Source organism: Bradyrhizobium sp. USDA 3240 (assembly GCF_054063295.1).
Map to the genome: position 1 here is coordinate 7178988 of NZ_JBSSGD010000002.1, position 17946 is coordinate 7196933.

Sequence of the window (17946 nt, forward strand, 5' to 3'; positions counted from 1 at the left end):
GATCATGCGCAAAACTCTGGCTCATGACAGCAACAGCCAAAGCCATCCCCCGCACCCCAACCACGAGCATTCCCGCCCGCGTTGACGCGCTCGACTGGGACCAGATCACGGCCGACCTCGACGGGCAGGGCTGCGCCGTCCTTGGCGGCCTGTTGAAGCCCGAGGAATGCGATGCCATCGCCGCGCTCTATCCCGACGACGGCCACTTCCGCAGCCGGGTCGTGATGGGCCGCCACGGTTTTGGCCGCGGCGAGTACAAGTACTTCTCTTATCCGCTGCCGGACCTGATCGCGGAGCTGCGGCCGGCGCTCTATGCGCAGCTGACTGCGACAGCCAATCGCTGGAACCAGACGATGGGGATCGAGATCAGCTATCCGCCGTCGCATGCAGCGTTCCTGAAGCGCTGCCATGACGCCGGGCAGACGCGGCCGACGCCGCTGCTGCTGCAATATGGCGAGGGCGACTACAATTGTCTGCACCAGGATCTCTATGGCGAGCACGTGTTCCCGATCCAGGTCGCGATCCTGCTGTCGCAGCCGGGGCGCGATTTCACCGGCGGCGAATTTGTGCTGACCGAGCAGCGGCCGCGGATGCAGTCGCGGCCCGAGGTGGTGCCGCTGACCAAGGGCGATGCGGTGGCGTTTGCCGTGCATCATCGTCCGGTGCAGGGGACGCGCGGGCCGTATCGTGTCAATCTGCGCCACGGCGTCAGCCGGATCAGGTCCGGCCATCGCCACACCGTTGGCGTGATCTTCCACGACGCAAAGTGAGTGCGCAAAGGCGTGGCTGCTGATCTGTTCGAGACAATCGGCGATGCCCGGCCGCGGCGCGAGACGATCGCGGACGGCGCGGTGCTGCTGCGTGGTTTTGTGCGGCCGTTCGAGGCCGAGCTGATCCCGGCCTTGCGCATCATCGTCAAGCAGGCGCCGTTTCGGCACCTGATCACGCCGGGCGGCCACCGCATGTCGGTCGCGATGACGAATTGCGGCAGCGTCGGCTGGGTCTCCGATCCCAGCGGCTATCGCTATGATCCGATCGATCCTGACTCGGGACAGCCATGGCCTGAAATGCCGGAGGTGCTGCGCGGGCTCGCCGCCGAGGCTGCGGCTGCGGCCGGCTTCAACGGCTTCGCGCCGCAGGCCTGCCTGATCAACCGCTATGTGCCCGGCGCAAAACTGTCGCTGCACCAGGACAAGGACGAGCTCGACTACGGCGCGCCGATCGTCTCGATCTCGCTCGGGCTGCCGGCGGTCTTCCTGTTCGGCGGGCTGAAGCGCAGCGACACGCCGCGCCGCTACAGACTCGAACATGGCGATGTTGCGGTGTGGGGCGGGCCGTCACGGTTATTTTATCACGGCGTTGCGGCGCTCGCTGATGGCGAGCACAGCGTGCTCGGCCGCCAGCGCATCAATTTAACCTTCCGCAAGGTGCGCTAGCTCCCCCTCCCGAAAATGGGAGAGGTGGTCTAAACTCGGATCATGACCACCAAGGCCGACCGCGCCGTCAACCGCACCGGCGTCTATCTCGCCGTGCTGCAGCTCGTGTTCACGCTGGGCTGGACCACCTACCTGATCTATCTGCCCAAGCTGTGCGCCGATGTCGGCATCGCGCCGTCGACCGTTATCCTGATCCTGATGATGGACCAGGGCATCTTCACCGTGACAGACACCGCGATGGGCATGGCCGCCGACAGGATTGCGAGCCTGGTCGGCCGGCTCGGCGTGTTCGTCGGCGTTCTCGCCGCGATCTCCTGCGCTGCCTTCGTCGCGCTGCCCTATGTGGCCGGCACCGGGCCGGGCGCGAAATTCTGGCTCATCGTGCTGATCGTGATCTGGTCGGTCACATCGTCGGCCTTGCGCGCGCCGCCACTGACGCTGCTCGGCAAGTATCGCGCGCAACCCTCGGTCCCGTTCCTCGCCGCACTGGCGATGCTGGGCTACGGCATCGCGGGTGCGGTCTCGCCCTATCTCGGCGTCGTGCTGCGCGATCACGATCCACGGCTGCCGTTCGTGCTGTCCGGCGCCGTGCTGCTGCTGACTGCGCTCGCGTTCACAGGAATCGAGCGCCGCGTCGCCGAGGAGGCACAGCCCGAGCGGCCTGCGCCACCGGCCAGGCGGCTCGGGACGGTGCCGACGTTCCTGATCGGATCGATGGTGCTACTGTCGCTCGGCTATCAGCTGCACTTCAACATCAACAGCGCCCCGTTCTATTTGCGCTTTGCCAAATCAGATGAGCTGCAATGGCTGATGCCGGTGTTCTGGATCGGCTTCAACATCGCGATGTTTCCGGCGAGCATTGTCGTCAAGCATCGCGGCGGCCTGATCGTGATGGGCGTGGCGGGATTGCTCGGCGCATTCGCGATCGTCGCCGCGGAGATTGCGGGCAGCCTCAACATGCTGATCGTGGCGCAGTTCATGGCGGGAGCGGCCTGGGGCTGCATGCTGATGAGCGCGGTGTCCGCGGCGCTTGCGATCGGGGAGACCGGCGCGGAGGGCAAGGTCACGGGCCTGGTGTTCTCGGCGCTGGCGCTCGCGACCTTTGCGCGGATGGCAGCGGTCGCCGGCGGCCTGCAGAAGATACCGGACTATGCGCCACTGGTGCACTGGGCGCCGGTCGCCTGCTGGTCGGTCGCCGGCGCCGGCCTGCTTGTGATCGCCGCGTCGCGGCTGCAAGTGAGGCGGATTTAGTATCGTCATTCCGGGGCGATGCGAAGCATCGAACCCGGAATCTCGAGATTCCCCGATGCGCAATTGCGCATCTGAGGTTCGCTTCGCGCCCCGGAATGACAACTAACTATTTCGCGCCGGGTGGATGAAAGCCCAGGGCGAGACTTCCGAATCGGTCGGCACTTCGACCGAGATCACGTAGGGCCCGCCATCGGCCAGCGCCTTCTCCAGCACGGGGCGGAAATGATCCGGCGAGGTGACGCGCGCAGCACCGACACCGAAGGACTCCGCAAGCTTGACGAAATCGGGGTTGACCAGGTCGGAGGCAACGACACGGCCGTCGAAGCGCTCGCGCTGGTCGCGGCGGACATTGCCATAGGCGTTGTTGTTGAACACCAAGGTCACCACGCCGATCTTGAACTGCACGGCGGTGGCGAGCTCCTGCACGCCGAACATGAAGCCGCCGTCGCCGGTGATCGCGACCACCGGTTTATTTGGGTTGGCGACCTTGGCGCCGAGCGCGGTCGGGAAGCCCGAGCCGAGCGTGCCCTGATAGCCCGAGGTGACGAATGTGCGCGGCTCGTAGATCGGAAAACCGTACCAGGAGGCGAAGCCGACCTGCGACAGCTCATCGGTGACGATGGCGTTGGCCGGCAGCACCTCGCGCAGGATCTTCAGATAGGCCATCTGCGGCTGGATGCGCTGGATCTCCTGCTCGGCGGCCGCGGTCGCCTCGCGGATCGCGTTGCGGCGGCCCGAGGTCTTGCTGTAGCCGGCCTTGCGCACGGCCGCGACGAGATCGGCGGTGCCAGTCTTGGCGTCCGCGATCACGCCGGCGTCGGCCGGCCAGCGGCGCAGCTCGATCGGGTCGATGTCGATGCGCACGCATTTCAGTCCGGCCGGCTGATAAGGCCAGCGCGACATGGTCGGCAGCTCCATGCGGGTGCCGATGCCGATCATCAGGTCGGTCTTCGGCCACAGTCTGTAGGCCGCGGCCATGGTGAGCCCGAGCTCATGGGCGTTGGAGACGATGCCGCGGCCGCTCCGGAATGCGACCACCGGCGCGTCGATCATCTCGGCCAGTTCGAGGATCTCCTCGCGTGCCTCGATGGCGCCGCTGCCGACGAAGATCATCGGCGCCTTGCTGCCGGCGATCAGATCGGCGGCCGCCTTGATGCGGTCCGGATCGGGCTGCGGCGCGGGCAACGGATCAAACGGACTGACGGGGGCAACCTGGGTGCGCTGGGTGAAGACATCCCACGGCATCTCCAGCGACGCGGGACCGCGCCGGCCCGACAGCATCTCCTGGAATGCGCGCGACACCAGCGCGGGCGCGTTGTCGGGATATTCGATCCGGTCGGCCCATTTCACGAAGGTGCGCAGCGTTGCGAGTTGATCCGGCATCTCGTGCAGATGGCCGCGGCCCTTGCCCAGGAATTGCGTCGGCACCTGGCCGGTCAGGCACAGTACCGGCTCGTTGCAGCCGAATGCGGTGAGCAGCGCCGCCGAGGCGTTGAGCACGCCGGGACCGGGCACCACGCTGAACACGCCGGGCTTGCCGCTGGAGCGGGCATAGCCGAACGCCATGTAGCCGCAGGCCTGCTCATGCCGGGCGCCGATCACCTTGAGCTGCGCCTGGTGGAACGCATCGAACAGGCCATAGATCTGCGCGCCGGGCAGGCCGAACACGGTGTCGACGCCGTGGGCGACGAGGCCGTTGACGATCGCTTCGCCGCCGGATGTTGAGGTCATGGCACTGTCCACTCGCTTGTGAGGTTAGGCGGCTTCGTCGACGACACCGTTGCGCAGGATACCGACGCCTTCGGCCTCGACCTCGACGACATCGCCGGGCTTCAGATAGCGCGGCGGATCGAACCGCGCACCTGCACCGGTAGGCGTGCCCGTGACGATGATGTCGCCGGGAACCAGCGTCGTGAAGGTCGAGATGTAGTTGATGAGGTAGCGGAAGCCGAAGATCAAGCGCGAGGTGCGGTCGTCCTGCCTGACTTCGCCGTTGACTCGCGTGGTCAGCCGGATATCGGCGATCTGGGCCTCACTGGTGTAGGGCACGATCCACGGGCCGAGACTGCCGGTGGAATCGAAGTTCTTGCCCTGGGTGACGTTGAACTTGGCGTGGCGCACCCAGTCGCGGATGGTGCCCTCGTTGCAGAGCGTGATCGCGGCGATGTGATCGAGCGCGGCGCTCTCGGGGATATGCCGGCCGGCCTTGCCGATCACCAGCACGAGCTCGCCCTCATAGTCGAGCTGCGGCGAGACGCGCGGCCGCACCACCGGCGTGTTGTGACCGACGAAGGAACGCGGCACGCGGAGGAACATGCTGGGATATTTCGGCGCGTCCGAGCCGTCCTTGTACTCGGCATTGCGGTCGGGATAGTTGACGCCGATGCAGATGATCTTGTCCGGCGCCGGGATCGGCAGCTGCCAGGTGACCGCGTCCAGCGCGTGGTCGGGCGCGCGCTTCGCAGCATCCTCCACGAGCCTGGTCAGCGCGCCGGCGCCAATCGCCTCGCGCAGCGTCGGATAGTTCTTGGCGAAGCGCGACGAGAGGTCGACGACGCCGGTGTCGGTGACCGCGCCGTATTGCGTGGCGCCGTTGACGGAATAGGTGGCGAGGCGAGGGGCTGACATCAGCAATCCATTCATTGGTGTCGTCCCGGCGAAGGCCGGGACCCATACGCCGCAGCCATCGGAATGGGTACGCGGCTAGACATTCTTTCGGCAACCCTCTTCGGCGGTAGTGGGTCCCGGCTTCGTGCGCATCGCGCACTCGGCCGGGGCGGCGTGAGGAGGGAGGGGGGCACTAGTCTGCGACCAGCACGTCGGCGACGAAGCGGGGCTCGCGCACCGCCTGGCCGGCGAAGGTCGAACCTTCCTCGAACCAGGAGCGCGGCGCCGGCGCGCCCCACAATGTCTGGCGGCGCGGATCGCGTAGCGACCAGCGCAGCGGCTCATGGTCGTGATCGCCGGTGAAATAGTCGCTGGTGTAGAGCTCGATGCGATGGCCGTCGGGATCGCGGATGTAGAGGAAGAAGGCGTTGGAGATGCCGTGCCGGCCCGGGCCGCGCTCGATGTTCGCGAGAAAGCCGGAGGACGCCATTACGTCGCAGAGATGGACGATGTTCATCGCGGTCGGCACCCAATAGGCGATGTGGTGCAGGCGCGGGCCACGGCCGTTGGTGATGGCGAAGTCGTGGACATTGCCCTTGCGGTGCATCCAGGCTGCGGCGATGCGGCCATTGTCGCCGTCCTCCTCGGCATATTCGGTGAGGCGGAAACCGAGCCGGGCGTAGAAGTCGACGGTGTCCTGCACTTCGGCGGCGAACACGTTGAAATGGTCGAGCCGCTGCGGATGGCAGCCCTTGTAGAGGTCGTAACGCCGCAAGAGATGCGGGCGCTTCTCCATCGTGGCGTAGAGTTCGATCTGGAAGCCGAATGGATCGGTGAATTGCAGCGTGCGGCCCTGGAACGGTTGGTCGACGAAGGCATAGGCAATGCCGTTCTCGGAGAAGAACGACGCCGCCTTATCGAGGTCGCCGTCATTGCCGACCTTGAAGCCGAGCCGGTTGCAGGCAGCCTTCGCCGCCTTGCGCAGCACCACCGAGTGATGCTGGTGCTCTTCGCTGGCACGCAGATACACCGACTTGTCGTCGCGGTCCTCGATGTGGAGGCCGACGGTCTTCTCGTAGAAGGCGGCGCTTTTCTCCAAATCCGTGACGTCGAGCACGGCGTGGCTGCAGCGAATGATGTTGAACGGCGGATCGAAGACGTGTGTTGGTGCGGGCATCGGTGTTTCCTCAATTTTATCCGTCATTCCGGGGCGATGCGCAGCATCGAACCCGGAATCTCGAGGTTCCGGGTTCGCTTCGCGCCCCGGAACGACGTGCAATCAAATTCCCAGTTTCTGAATCTTGTGCGTCCCGCGCGCGAGCGAGACGTGCTTGGTCTCCATGTAGAAGTCGAACGAGTAGTCGCCGCCGTCGCGGCCGATGCCGGAGGCTTTCATGCCGCCGAACGGGGTCGGCAGATGGCGGACGTTTTCCGAATTGAGCCAGATCATGCCGGCTTCAAGCGCGTCCGCGACGCGGAGCGCGCGGCCCACGTCGCCGGTCCAGACATAGCCGGCCAGGCCATACTGCACGCCGTTGGCGATTTCGATGGCGTCAGCCTCATCGCGGAACGGGATCACGGTCAGGAACGGGCCGAACACCTCCTGCTGGGCCACGCGCATCTTGGCGTTGGCGCCGGTGACGAGGGTTGGCTGCACATAGTGCCCGCCGCCCGGACCGTCATGCGGCTTGCCGCCGACCGCGATCGTCGCGCCATCCTGCTTGGCGATGTCGAAATAGCTGCAGACCTTGGCGAAGTGCCGTTCGTGGATCAGCGGCCCGATCTCGGTCGCCGGATCGAGGGGGTGACCGACCTTGAGCGCCTTCACGCGCGCGGTCAGCTTCTCGATGAATTCTTCGGCGATGCTCTCCTGGACCAGCAGGCGGCTCGACGACGTGCAGCGCTCGCCATTGAGCGAGTAGATCATGAACACGACGGCATCGAGCGCGCGGTCAAGATCGGCATCCTCGAACACGATCACCGGGTTCTTGCCGCCGAGCTCGAAATGCACCCGCTTCAGGGTCGGCGCGCCCTGCGCCATGATCGCCGAGCCCGTCGTGCTCTCGCCGACGAAGCCGATCGCCTTGATCGCGGGATGCTCGGTCAGCGCCTTGCCGGCGTCCTCGCCGAAGCCGTGCACGGTGTTGAAGACGCCATCGGGCAGACCGGCCTGTTTTGCCAGTTTGACCAGCAGATCGGCGGTCACCGGCGACCATTCCGCCGGCTTGTGCACGACCGTGCAGCCCGCGGCCAGCGCCGGCGCGATCTTCCAGGTCGACAGCATGAACGGCGTGTTCCACGGCGTGATCACGCCGACCGGCCCGATCGGCACGCGGGTCGAGATGTTCCAGTGCTCGTCCGAGGGCGTGCTGAGGCCGTCGCGGGCCTCGCCGCATTTGTCGGCGAAGAAGCGGAAATTCTCGGCGGCGCGGATTGCGGCCTTGGCCATGAAACGGTGCGCCTGGCCGGTGTCGATGCATTCGAGCACGGCGATATCGTCGGCGCGCTCCTCGATCGCGTCAGCGACGCGATGCAGCAGCTTGCGCCGCTGCGCCGCAGGCATGTCGCGCCAGGCCTTGAAGGCCTTGGACGCGGCGGTTGCGGCACGGTCGATGTCTTCAGCGTTGCCGCGCGCGACGGTCGCCAGCACCGTCCCGTCGATCGGCGATTTGGTCTCGAAGGTCTGGTCGGAGGTCGCCGGCACGACCTTGCCGTCGATCACATGGCCGATGCCTTCGGCTTTCAACTTGGTGAGCAGCGGACCGGCGCGGTCGCGATTGGCCTGGAACACGTCGGCAGCAGATTTCGGGGCGGCTTTATCCATTGACCGGCTCCACCTTCAGTGCGTCGTGGATGTTGTTGCGTTTCCAGCTGGTTTCCTTGTCGTTGATCTGCATGTCGAACGACAGAGCGAACTTGGCTTTGGCGAAGACCGGATCGAGATGGGCCGACAGCGCCTTGAAGATGTGCTCGCCGGCTTTCTTGCGCGTGGCGAGATCGCGGCCTTCGCCGAGGCGGAGCACCATGTCGAGGAAGCCGTAATTCTTGCGGCCGTCGGCGATCGCGTAATGCTCGCATCTGACGGCGCGGACCCGGATGCCGCCGAGCGGGAAGATGCCGGTCTCGACCGCGGCCTTGCGGACCAGTTCGACGGTTGCGCCCATGTCGACGAGGCCGTCGAGATTGGCGGAATATTCAATCGTGAAATGCGGCATGCAGCGCTCCTGCAGAGTGCGTCAGGCGAAGTAGCAGCTCACGGACCCGTAAGGTCCGTAGTCGGCCTGGATGGTGTCGCCCTTGCGGGTCTCGATCGGGCGGATGAAGGAGCCTGCCAGCACGATCTGTCCGGCCTCCAGCGCCAGCCCGTTCGGCGCGATCTTGTTGGCAAGCCATGCCACCGCGGTCGCCGGATGATTCAACACGCCGGCGGCCAGACCGGTTTCCTCGAGCTGGCCATTTCGGAAGCAGAGCGCGCCGATCCAGCGCAGATCGGCTTCCAGCGGGCGGATCGGCCGGCCGCCGAGCACAATGCCGGCATTGGCGGCGTTGTCGGCGATGGTGTCGAAGATCTTGCGCGTCGCCTTGGTCTCGGGGTCGACGCGCTCGACCCGGGTATCCAGGATCTCCAGCGCCGGCACCACGAAGTCGGTGGCATTGAGCACATCGAACACGGTGCAGTTAGGCCCTGCGAGGCGATGCTTCATCACGAAGGCGAGCTCGGCCTCGACGCGGGTCGCGATGAAGCGCTCGGTCGGCACCAGGCCGCCATCGGCAAAGAACATGTCGTCGAGCAGGATGCCGGAATCCGGCTCGTCGATATTGAGCGCGCTCTGCATCGCCTTCGACGTCAGGCCGATCTTGTGGCCCTTGACGACGCGCCCCTGCGCCACCTTCATCTCGACCCAGGCCTTCTGAATCGCGTAGGCGTCGTCGAGGGTAATACGAGGGTATTCCAGCGACAGCTGGCGGATTTGCTTGCGGGTCTTTTCCGCACTGTCGAGCCGTTCGGCTGCAGCGCGGATATCGTCCTTGGAGAGGGCCATGCGTGCTACACAAAAGTGGATGTCGGGAGATGATTAACATGTTAAGTGAATTCCCGCAAACTGAATCAGGGCATGTTGCAACGCAAAATTTCGTTGCTGTGGATTGAGCATGGCACGCAAGAAATCATTGGATGAGGTCAGGCCGGGGCAGGGCGACGATGCATCGTCGCGACGGACTCCGATGCGGGAGTTCTCACGCTCGCTGCCGATGTCGCTGCTCCGGGCGCGCGAGGCGGTGATGCGGCAGTTCCGTCCGTCGCTGCGCAATCACGGGCTGACCGAGCAGCAGTGGCGGATCCTGCGCGCGCTCACCGCGGTCGACGAGATCGAGGTCACCGAGCTCGCCCGCGTCGCGTTTCTGCTCGGCCCGAGCCTGTCGCGAATCCTGCGCGATCTCGAGGCGCGCGCGTTGATCGAGCGCAAGGCGGCGGAGAACGACGGCCGGCGCGCGGTGGTTTCGATCTCCGCCAAGGGGTTGAAGCTGATCGAGGCGGTGGCGCCGACGTCGGAGGCGATCTACGCCGAGATCACACGGCGGTATGGCGCGCGCAGGCTTGCCGAGTTGCACGAAATGCTGGGCGTGCTGGAGGCGAGCCTCGCCGGAATGGGCTCGGCCGATGGCGCCGAGGTCGAGGCCGACGAGTAGCAGCGACGATGCGCGGCAGTGCCGCTCAGGCCATGTAGGGCACGCGCGAGATCACGTTGATGGCGCGGAATTCGGCAATCCAGCCGGCGACCTTGGAGTGCGACCACTCAATATGGCGGCGCAGGGTTGCGGCGGCCGCCTCGCCGTCGCGCGCGCGCAAGGCTTCGAAGATCACCAGATGCTCGTCCATGAAGGAATCGATCTGCGGCGCGGTCAGCGCGACCTGGATGTGCTTGCCGATCACGAAGGCGCAGTGGGTGCGCTTGAGGGCTTCGATCATCTCGCGATTGACGCCGTAACCAAGACAACGGATATGGAGATCGCCCTCGATCTCGTCGAGTTCGCCGACGCCGACGCCGTCGCGGTACTCAATCCCCTCGCGCAGCCGCTCCGCCATCCGGTCAAGCAGTGCGGCAGGAATCCTCGCCGCAGCGGATTTGAGGAGCAGCGGCTCGAGGGTTGCGCGCACTTCGAAGATGTCGCGGAGGCGATCCTCGTCCAGCGGCACGACATACCAGTGTGCCTTGGCGCCCTTCTCCAGGATTCCGATCGCCTGCGCACGTAGCAGCAAATTGCGCGCAACCGTGCGCCCGACCCGGAAGTGCCGCGCCAATGCGAGCTCGCTGACGCGGAAGCGGCCGAACAGCGACCGGTAGATGATCTCGCGTTCGAGCTTGTAATAGAGCGTATCCCATGCGTCGCTGCGCACCGCCTCGACGGGGCCGTCGGTCAGCCCGAACATCTGCGGCGTGATCGGTACGCGCCGCGGGTCGACCTTGCGCTTGCCGGCGATGACGCCGCGGCCGTCGAACCGGCGCACCAGGCCGATGTGCTCGAGCTGTTCGAAGGCCTGTCGCACGGGCGAGCGGCTGGAGCCGAACAAGGTCGCGATCGCCGATTCGGAGAGAACCGTGCCGGGTGGCACGTCGCCGGTCCGGATGTGCTTCGCCAATGCGCTCTTGATCAGCGCATAGGCCGGCTGTTTCCGTCTGGTCTGCGATTTCGCTCTTGGAATCGACATCGATGACTGCCCGCCGGTCACACTATCACGTGATCCCGTCATGGTCGCTGGTAGCAGGCATTTACGCACCGTTGCCAGCGAACTTTTGACTATTGCGTGCAATGTGCAATCATGTTTAGCTAGGTCAAACGCCAGATTGATGGCCGCCTTTGCGCGTCTTGTGCGCTGCAGCGGTGCTCACGTTTGCTCGCCGCGCCGTTCGATGGCTGCGGATAGGGCAGCAGATCGACGCGTCAGCTCGTTTCAACGCAGCCGACATGCAAGTTCGGCGCACCAAAGGGAGGATTGAATGAAACTGACGAGGCGTGAGTTTTCCGCCGGCTTGGCGGCAGGTCTCGCTGCTCCCGCGCTGATGCGCAGCGCTTGGGCGCAGGGAGCGACCATCAAGATCGGCATGTGCGTGCCGGTGACCGGACCGGCGGCGGAGCAGGGCCTGTGGGCCCAGAACGGCGCTAAGCTGGCGCTGGCCGCAGTCAACAAGGCCGGTGGCGTACTCGGCAAGCAGGTCGAACTCGTCATCGAGGATGACCAGACCACCAATCCGGGCATCGTGCTGGCGTTCTCCAAGCTCGCCGCGCAATCCGACATCGTTGCCTTCCTCGGCTCGATCCGCTCGACCCAGGTGCAGGCGATGGCGCCCGACGTGATCAAGGTCGGCAAGCCCGTGATGATCGGCGGCACCAATCCCGATCTCACGCATTCCGGAAATCCCTGGCTGTTCCGCTTCCGCCCGAATGACAATTACTCCGGCCGCGTGATCGCCGATTTCGGCGTCAACACGCTCGGCAAGAAGAAGTGGGCGATCGTGCATTCCACCGACGCCTTCGGCACCGCGGGCGGCAAGGCGCTCACCGAGGCGCTGACCAAGCTCGGCGCGCCGCCGGTGCTCGACCAGGGCTATGCCAACCAGAGCCAGGATTTCACCCCGGTCGTGCTGGCCGTGAAGCAGTCCGGCGCCGACGTGCTCGGCACCTACTTCACCTTCGAGAACGACCTCGGCATCTTCGCCCGGCAGCTGCGCCAGCTCGGCGTCAACATCCCCTGGGTCGGCTCGCCCTCGGTCGTGGCGGTATCCTCGACCAAGCTCGCCGGTCCGGCGCTGTTCGGCACCTATGGGGTCGCCGACTTCGCCGAGGACTCGAGCGACACCGCGAAGGCGTTCGGCAAGTCCTATCGCGATGCCTATAAGACTGCGCCCGACAACCAGAGCGCCTGGCCGTATGATGCAATCACCATCCTGTCGGCGGCGATCAACAAGGCCGGCTCGACCGATCCGACCAAGATCCGCGACGCCATCCTGGCGACGCAGAAATTCGCCGGCGCCGAAGGCGAATACAATTTCGACAAGAACGGCGACGGTCTGCACGGCTACAACGTCGTGAAGAACGACAAGGGCAAGATCGTCTACGACAAGCACATCGACTTCAACGATTGATCGCGGCTCGGCCTCGCCGGCGAAACCGGCGAGGCCGATCTTCTGCGCACACTGTTCGGATCGAGCGCCGTCATGGATCTGGTCTTACAACTGCTGTTCACCGGCATTGGCATCGGCGCGGTCTACGCGCTGGTGGCGCTCGGCTTCGTGCTGATCTTCCGCGCCACCAACGTGGTGAACTTCGCGCAGGGCGAATTCTCGATGGTCGCCGCCTATCTGATGGTGGTGTTCTCGGTCGATCTCGGCTGGCCTTACTGGCTGTCGTTCCTGATCGCGCTCGCCGGCATGGCGCTGTTCGGCGTCATCTTCAATCTCGGCGTCTACTATCCGCTGCGCCACCGCACCTACCTGCCTGTCATCATCGCAACCATCGGCGCCTCGATATTGTTGTCGAACTCGGTGCTGGCGATCTACGGTCCGCAACCGCAGGTGCTGCAGGGCTGGTTCGATACGCCCGGCATCCAGCTCGGCCCGGTTTATCTCGACAGCCAGTATCTGCTGATCATCGGTGTCACGATCCTCCTGGTGCTGTTCAATTTCTGGTTCTTCGAGAAGACGCTGCTCGGCAAGAAGCTGCAGGCGACTTCGCAGGACAAGGAGATGGCCTCGCTGCTCGGCATTTCCGTCTCCACCATGATCATGATCACCTTCATCTATTCGGCCGTGCTCGGCGGTCTCGCCGGGATCCTGGTGGCGCCGGTGCTGTTCGTCTCGATCCAGATGGGCTCGACTATTGCGCTGAAGGCGTTTGCCGCCACCATCATCGGCGGCTTCGGCGACGTTGCCGGCGCCATCGTCGGCGGCCTCGCGCTCGGCGTCATCGAGACGTTCGGCGCCGCCTATATTTCGGTGCCGTACAAGGACGGCTTTGCCTTCCTGGTGCTGATCGCTTTCCTGGTGTTCCGGCCGCAGGGCATCTTCGGCGAACGCGTCGCGGAGAAAGCATGAGCGCCAGCGACAACATGATCCCGGCGCCCGCCGTGCGCTCGAGGCCGCTGATCGTCCGTCATCTGCCGTATTTCATCGGCGCGGCCGCGCTGGTGGCGCTCGCCGCCGGAATGCAGTTCGACGGCTACATCCTCAACATCCTGCTGCAGGCCACGACCTTCTCGATCGCGGTGTTCGGGCTTTCGGTCGTGCTCGGCCTGTGCGGCCAGATCAACCTGGCGCAGGCGGCGTTCTTCGGCTTCGGCGCCTATGCCGTCGGTCTCGGCACTGCCGACCTGCATCTGAACTTCTGGCTCTGTCTGGTCGGCGCCTGCGCGATCACGCTGGTCGCCGGCGCGTTCCTGGGCATGTCGACGCTGCGGCTCGGCGGGCACTACCTCGCGATGGTGACGATCTCGTTCCAGCAGATCGTGACGCTGGTAATGATCAACGCCATCGGCGTGACCCACGGCCCGGACGGCGTCGCCAACATTCGCCGGCCCGAGCTGTTCCAGTCCTCGCAAAGCTATCTCGCCTTCTGCGTCGCGATGCTCGCGATCGTCGGTTATTTCGTTTGGCACCTGCCTGACACCAAGCTTGGCCGCGCCATGCGTGCCGTGCGCGACAATGAGCTCGCGGCCGGCGTCAACGGCATCGACGTGTTCCGCACCAAAGTCTACGCCTTCGCGGTGTGCGCGGTGCTCGGCGGCCTCGCGGGCGGCCTGTTCGCCGGCGGCTTTGCCTATGTCAGTCCCGACCAGTTCTCATTTGCGGAATCGATTCAGTTCCTGACCATGTCGCTGCTCGGCGGCGTGGCCTCGCCGATCGGCTCCGCGATCGGCACCGGGCTCTTGATCCTGATCCCGGAATGGCTGCGCTTCCTCAAGAGTGTGCCCGGTCTCTATCTCGCGATCTACGGCCTGTCGGTGATCCTGATCATCCGCTTCATGCCGGACGGCATCTGGGGCTTCGTGTCGGACGCCTTCACACGCTGGCGCGCGCACACCAATGCCCCGCCTGTTGCCGGCGCGCTCCTGCTCAAGCCGGCGACCACTGGCGGCGACATCGTGCTCGAAGTCACCGGGCTCTCGAAGCATTTCGGCGGCCTCAAGGCGGTCGACGGCGTCGACATCGCGGTGAAGCGCGGCAGCGTGCATGCGCTGATCGGACCCAACGGTTCCGGCAAGACGACGACGCTGAACGTGCTGTCCGGTCTTTACAAGGCGACCGCGGGCAAGATCGTGCTCGACGGGACCGACATCACCAGCATGGCGCCGCATCAGCGCACCGCGGCGGGGCTCGGGCGCACCTTCCAGAACATCCGCTTGTTCCGCTCGATGACGGCGCTGGAGAATGTCGAGATCGGCGCCGAGCGTCCCGGCAACACCATGATCGGGAAGGGCGATGACGCGCTGACCGAGCGCGCGATGGAGGCGCTGACCTTCGTCGGCCTCGGCAACCGCGCCAACGAGTTGATCTCGAGCTTCTCTTACGGCCACCAGCGCCTGATCGAGATCGCCCGCGCGTTGGCGTCGAACCCGACCTTGCTGCTGCTCGACGAGCCGGCCGCCGGCCTCAACTCCACCGAGAAGCTCGAGCTGCATGAGCTACTGAAGCGCATCGCAGCGCAGGGCCTCACCATTCTGATCATCGATCACGATATGACGCTGGTCTCGGAAGCCGCCCAGCACATCACCGTGCTGAACTTCGGACGCCGTATCGCCGACGGCGAGTCCATGGCGGTGCTGCGTCATCCCGACGTCGTCTCCGCCTATCTCGGGAGCGAATGATGCCGCTGCTCGAAATCCGCAATCTCGTGGTCCGCTACGGCGAGATCGAGGCGCTGCGCGGCGTCACCATCGCCGTGGAACAGGGCCAGGTCGTCACCTTGCTCGGTGCCAATGGCGCCGGCAAGTCGACCACGCTGCGCGCAATCTCAGGCCTCGCCAAGCCTGCCTCCGGCGACATCCTGTTCGACGGTCACTCGATCGCGGGCCTTGGGCCAGAAGCGATCGTGCGGCTCGGCATCTCGCATGTGCCGGAAGGCCGCCGCGTGTTCCCGGGCCTCACCGTGAAAGAGAACATCATGCTCGGCGCGTCGAACCGGAAGGTGTCGGCGTCGCAGATCTCGCGCGAGGCCGACGCGATGTTCGACCTGTTCCCGGACATCCGCGCCTTCTCCAATGCACTCGGCTGGACGCTGTCCGGCGGCCAGCTGCAGATGGTCGCGGTGGCGCGCGGGCTGATGGCCAAGCCGCGGCTGTTGCTGCTCGACGAGCCGTCGCTCGGGCTCGCGCCCGTCATCGTGCAGGCGGTGTTCCGCATCATATCGCAGATCAGGAAAGACACCACGGTCTTGCTCGTCGAGCAAAATGCGCGCATGGGACTTTCGGTTGCCGATCACGGCTTCGTCCTGGAAACCGGGCGGATCGTGCTGGGCGGCAAGCCCGACGAATTGTGGGGCAACGAAGCCATCGCCGCGGCCTATCTCGGCGGTCACGCCAAAACCCACGCCTGACAACTCACTGTGCTGTATCGAGCGAGCTAGTTTTTCATGGTCACCATCAAGGTCGATAATCTCATCAACTTCGTGTCCGAGGTGTTTTCCCATTCGGAGTCGTCTCCGGAAGAGGCGAAGCGCATCGCGACCTACCTGACCACCGCGAACCTCACCGGGCATGATAGCCACGGCGTGATCCGCGTGCCCGTCTATGTCAGGTGGAAGAAGATGGGTTCGATCGTGCCGAACCAGACCCCCGAGGTCGTGGTCGACACGCCGTCGCTCGCGGTGGTCGACGGCAAGTTCGGTTATGGCCAGACCGTCACGCCTGTCGCAGTGAGGCTCGGCATCGAGAAGTGCAAGAAGGCGGGGCTCGCCGCGGTCGCGCTGCGCAACTCCGGCCATCTCGGCCGCGTCGGCGACTGGGCCGAAATGGCCGCCGCCGAAGGGCTTGTGTCTGTTCATTTCGTAACCGCAGCGGGCTCGTTGCTCGTCGCGCCCTATGGCGGAGTCGAGAAGCGGCTGTCCACCGCGCCATATTGCGTCGGCATTCCGCGCCAGGGGCAGGACCCGATCGTGCTCGATTTCGCGACATCCGTCGTCGCCGAGGGCAAGTGCCTGGTTGCCAGCCGCGGCGGCAAGAAGCTGCCGACAGGTGCGCTGGTCGATGCCGACGGCACGCTGAGCGAGGACCCGCATGTGCTGTATGGCCCGTACACGCCCGACGGGCCGCGCGACCACACCAAGGGAACCGGCGCAATCCGCGCCTTCGGCGATCACAAGGGTTCGGGCCTTGCCTTCATCTGCGAGCTGCTCGGCGGCGCGCTGACCGGCACCGGCGCGACGTCGTCGGACCGTCGTTTCGCCAACGGCATGATGGCGTTCTACATCGACCCCAAAGTGATCGACACCAGCAATTTCTTCGACGATGAAATCACCCGCTACACCGATTTCATCCGCGCCACCAAGCCGATTGCGGGCACGGAGTCCGTGCTGGTTCCGGGCGATCCCGAGCGGAAAACCCGCGCCGATCGCACCAGGAATGGCATCCCCTTGCCTGACGACACCTGGGCGGCGATAGTGAATACCGCGCGCGAAGTCGGCGTCAGCGAAGTTTCTATCCAGCGGGCGACCAGCTGAGGCTCGTCCCCCAATAAACCGCAAAGGGAAACGCGATCAATGGCAAACAAGGTCAAGCAAGTCTGGGCATCGGGCAAGGCGGTGGTGAACGCGTGGCTCGCGATCCCCTCCGGGTTCTCGGCCGAAGTGATCGCGCAATGCGGCTTCGACAGCGTCACCGTCGACATGCAGCATGGCGTGCAGGATTATCAGTCGATGGTGCAGTGCTTCCAGTCGATGCATGCCCATCCGGTGACGCCGATGGTCCGCGTGCCGTGGAATGAGCCCGGCATCATCGGCAAGGTGCTGGATGGCGGCGCCTATGGCGTGATCTGCCCGATGGTCAACACGCCGCAGGAAGCCAAGAACCTGGTTTCCTACGCCAAGTATCCGCCGAAGGGCGTGCGCTCCAACGGCCCGATCCGCGCCGGCATGTACGGCTCGGCCGGCACCTATCAGCAGACTGCCAACGACGAGATCGTGCTGCTGCCGATGATGGAAACCAAGACCGCTGTCGAGAACATGGAAGCGATCCTCGATGTCGAGGGCATCGACGGCGTCTATATCGGCCCGTCCGATCTCGGCTTCTCCTACGGCCTGGTGCCGAAGCTCGATCGCGACGAGCCCGAGATCCTCAAGATCTACGAGAAGATCATCAAGGAATGCGGCAAGCGCGGCCTCAACCCTGGCATCCATTGCTCGGGCGCCGAGGGCGCAGTGCGCGCGATCAACATGGGCTTCAAGCTCGTGACGCTGTCGAACGAGGTCGGCCTGATGCAGGTCTACGCCAGGATGCAGGTCAATCAGACCCGCGAGAAGTCCGGCGGCAAGGCGTAAGTCTGTCCGCAATGTTAGCTCTGCTCCCTCGCCCCGCTCTTGCGGGAGAGGGGTGGGGTGAGGGGGCCTCGATCCGGCGAGCACCATCGTTGTAAGTGCCATCGTGCTTCGCCCCTCACCCGAA

17 protein-coding genes are annotated in these 17946 nt (G+C 65.1%); 10 read left to right on the forward strand and 7 right to left on the reverse strand.

Annotated elements, in window-relative coordinates; genetic code table 11:
- Positions 1-23: 23 nt before the first annotated feature.
- From ACVIGA_RS34500 to ACVIGA_RS34510, 3 genes are read left to right on the forward strand one after another with little or no spacing between them, the layout of a single operon-like run.
- Positions 24-770: a 2OG-Fe(II) oxygenase gene (locus tag ACVIGA_RS34500; protein WP_456669524.1), complete on the forward strand. Its 747-nt coding sequence runs from the start codon at positions 24-26 to the stop codon at positions 768-770.
- A 12-nt stretch (positions 771-782) separates the two neighbouring features.
- A complete protein-coding gene (gene alkB, locus ACVIGA_RS34505) occupies positions 783-1436 on the forward strand; it encodes a DNA oxidative demethylase AlkB (protein ID WP_456669525.1) in 654 nt (217 codons plus the stop codon).
- A gap of 42 nt (positions 1437-1478) precedes the next feature.
- Entirely contained in the window at positions 1479-2687 is a 1209-nt protein-coding gene (locus ACVIGA_RS34510) for an MFS transporter (RefSeq protein WP_456669526.1), read from the forward strand.
- Between the two features lie 102 nt (positions 2688-2789).
- Here ACVIGA_RS34510 and ACVIGA_RS34515 read toward each other — a convergent pair whose 3' ends face one another.
- From ACVIGA_RS34515 to hpaH, 6 genes are all read right to left on the reverse strand, one after another.
- Positions 2790-4418, reverse strand: coding sequence for a thiamine pyrophosphate-dependent enzyme (locus ACVIGA_RS34515; RefSeq protein ID WP_456669527.1), 1629 nt, complete (start codon positions 4416-4418; stop codon positions 2790-2792).
- A 24-nt stretch (positions 4419-4442) separates the two neighbouring features.
- A complete protein-coding gene (locus tag ACVIGA_RS34520) occupies positions 4443-5315 on the reverse strand; it encodes a fumarylacetoacetate hydrolase family protein (protein ID WP_456669528.1) in 873 nt (290 codons plus the stop codon).
- A 172-nt stretch (positions 5316-5487) separates the two neighbouring features.
- On the reverse strand, positions 5488-6471 hold the full coding sequence (hpaD, locus tag ACVIGA_RS34525; protein ID WP_375779866.1) for a 3,4-dihydroxyphenylacetate 2,3-dioxygenase: 984 nt from the start codon (positions 6469-6471) through the stop codon (positions 5488-5490).
- Positions 6472-6573: 102 nt separating this feature from the next.
- On the reverse strand, positions 6574-8118 hold the full coding sequence (gene hpaE / locus ACVIGA_RS34530; protein ID WP_456669529.1) for a 5-carboxymethyl-2-hydroxymuconate semialdehyde dehydrogenase: 1545 nt from the start codon (positions 8116-8118) through the stop codon (positions 6574-6576).
- Positions 8111-8509 (reverse strand): 5-carboxymethyl-2-hydroxymuconate isomerase, encoded by a 399-nt coding sequence (locus ACVIGA_RS34535; RefSeq protein ID WP_456669530.1) that lies wholly within the window; start codon positions 8507-8509, stop codon positions 8111-8113. Before ACVIGA_RS34535 ends, hpaE begins: the two co-directional genes overlap by 8 nt.
- 21 nt (positions 8510-8530) lie before the next feature.
- A complete protein-coding gene (hpaH, locus tag ACVIGA_RS34540; protein ID WP_456669531.1) occupies positions 8531-9337 on the reverse strand; it encodes a 2-oxo-hept-4-ene-1,7-dioate hydratase in 807 nt (268 codons plus the stop codon).
- Between the two features lie 109 nt (positions 9338-9446).
- Here hpaH and hpaR point away from each other — a divergent pair, with 109 nt between their 5' ends.
- Complete coding sequence (gene hpaR / locus ACVIGA_RS34545; protein WP_456669532.1) at positions 9447-9983, forward strand: homoprotocatechuate degradation operon regulator HpaR; 537 nt, start codon at positions 9447-9449, stop codon at positions 9981-9983.
- A gap of 25 nt (positions 9984-10008) precedes the next feature.
- Here hpaR and ACVIGA_RS34550 read toward each other — a convergent pair whose 3' ends face one another.
- On the reverse strand, positions 10009-11004 hold the full coding sequence (locus tag ACVIGA_RS34550; RefSeq protein ID WP_456669533.1) for a GntR family transcriptional regulator: 996 nt from the start codon (positions 11002-11004) through the stop codon (positions 10009-10011).
- Positions 11005-11293: 289 nt separating this feature from the next.
- Here ACVIGA_RS34550 and ACVIGA_RS34555 point away from each other — a divergent pair, with 289 nt between their 5' ends.
- From ACVIGA_RS34555 to ACVIGA_RS34580, 6 genes are all read left to right on the forward strand, one after another.
- Positions 11294-12439, forward strand: a complete 1146-nt coding sequence (locus ACVIGA_RS34555; protein WP_223970932.1) for an ABC transporter substrate-binding protein — start codon at positions 11294-11296, stop codon at positions 12437-12439.
- A 72-nt stretch (positions 12440-12511) separates the two neighbouring features.
- Positions 12512-13387: a branched-chain amino acid ABC transporter permease gene (locus ACVIGA_RS34560; RefSeq protein WP_029082157.1), complete on the forward strand. Its 876-nt coding sequence runs from the start codon at positions 12512-12514 to the stop codon at positions 13385-13387.
- Positions 13384-15156, forward strand: a complete 1773-nt coding sequence (locus ACVIGA_RS34565; RefSeq protein WP_456669534.1) for a branched-chain amino acid ABC transporter ATP-binding protein/permease — start codon at positions 13384-13386, stop codon at positions 15154-15156. Before ACVIGA_RS34560 ends, ACVIGA_RS34565 begins: the two co-directional genes overlap by 4 nt.
- Positions 15156-15884, forward strand: a complete 729-nt coding sequence (locus ACVIGA_RS34570; RefSeq protein ID WP_021079917.1) for an ABC transporter ATP-binding protein — start codon at positions 15156-15158, stop codon at positions 15882-15884. The genes ACVIGA_RS34565 and ACVIGA_RS34570 overlap by 1 nt, the downstream gene beginning before the upstream one ends.
- Positions 15885-15920: 36 nt before the next feature.
- Complete coding sequence (locus ACVIGA_RS34575; RefSeq protein WP_456669535.1) at positions 15921-17006, forward strand: malate/lactate/ureidoglycolate dehydrogenase; 1086 nt, start codon at positions 15921-15923, stop codon at positions 17004-17006.
- A gap of 39 nt (positions 17007-17045) precedes the next feature.
- On the forward strand, positions 17046-17822 hold the full coding sequence (locus ACVIGA_RS34580) for an HpcH/HpaI aldolase family protein (RefSeq protein ID WP_092125098.1): 777 nt from the start codon (positions 17046-17048) through the stop codon (positions 17820-17822).
- The last annotated feature ends 124 nt before the right edge of the window (positions 17823-17946 follow it).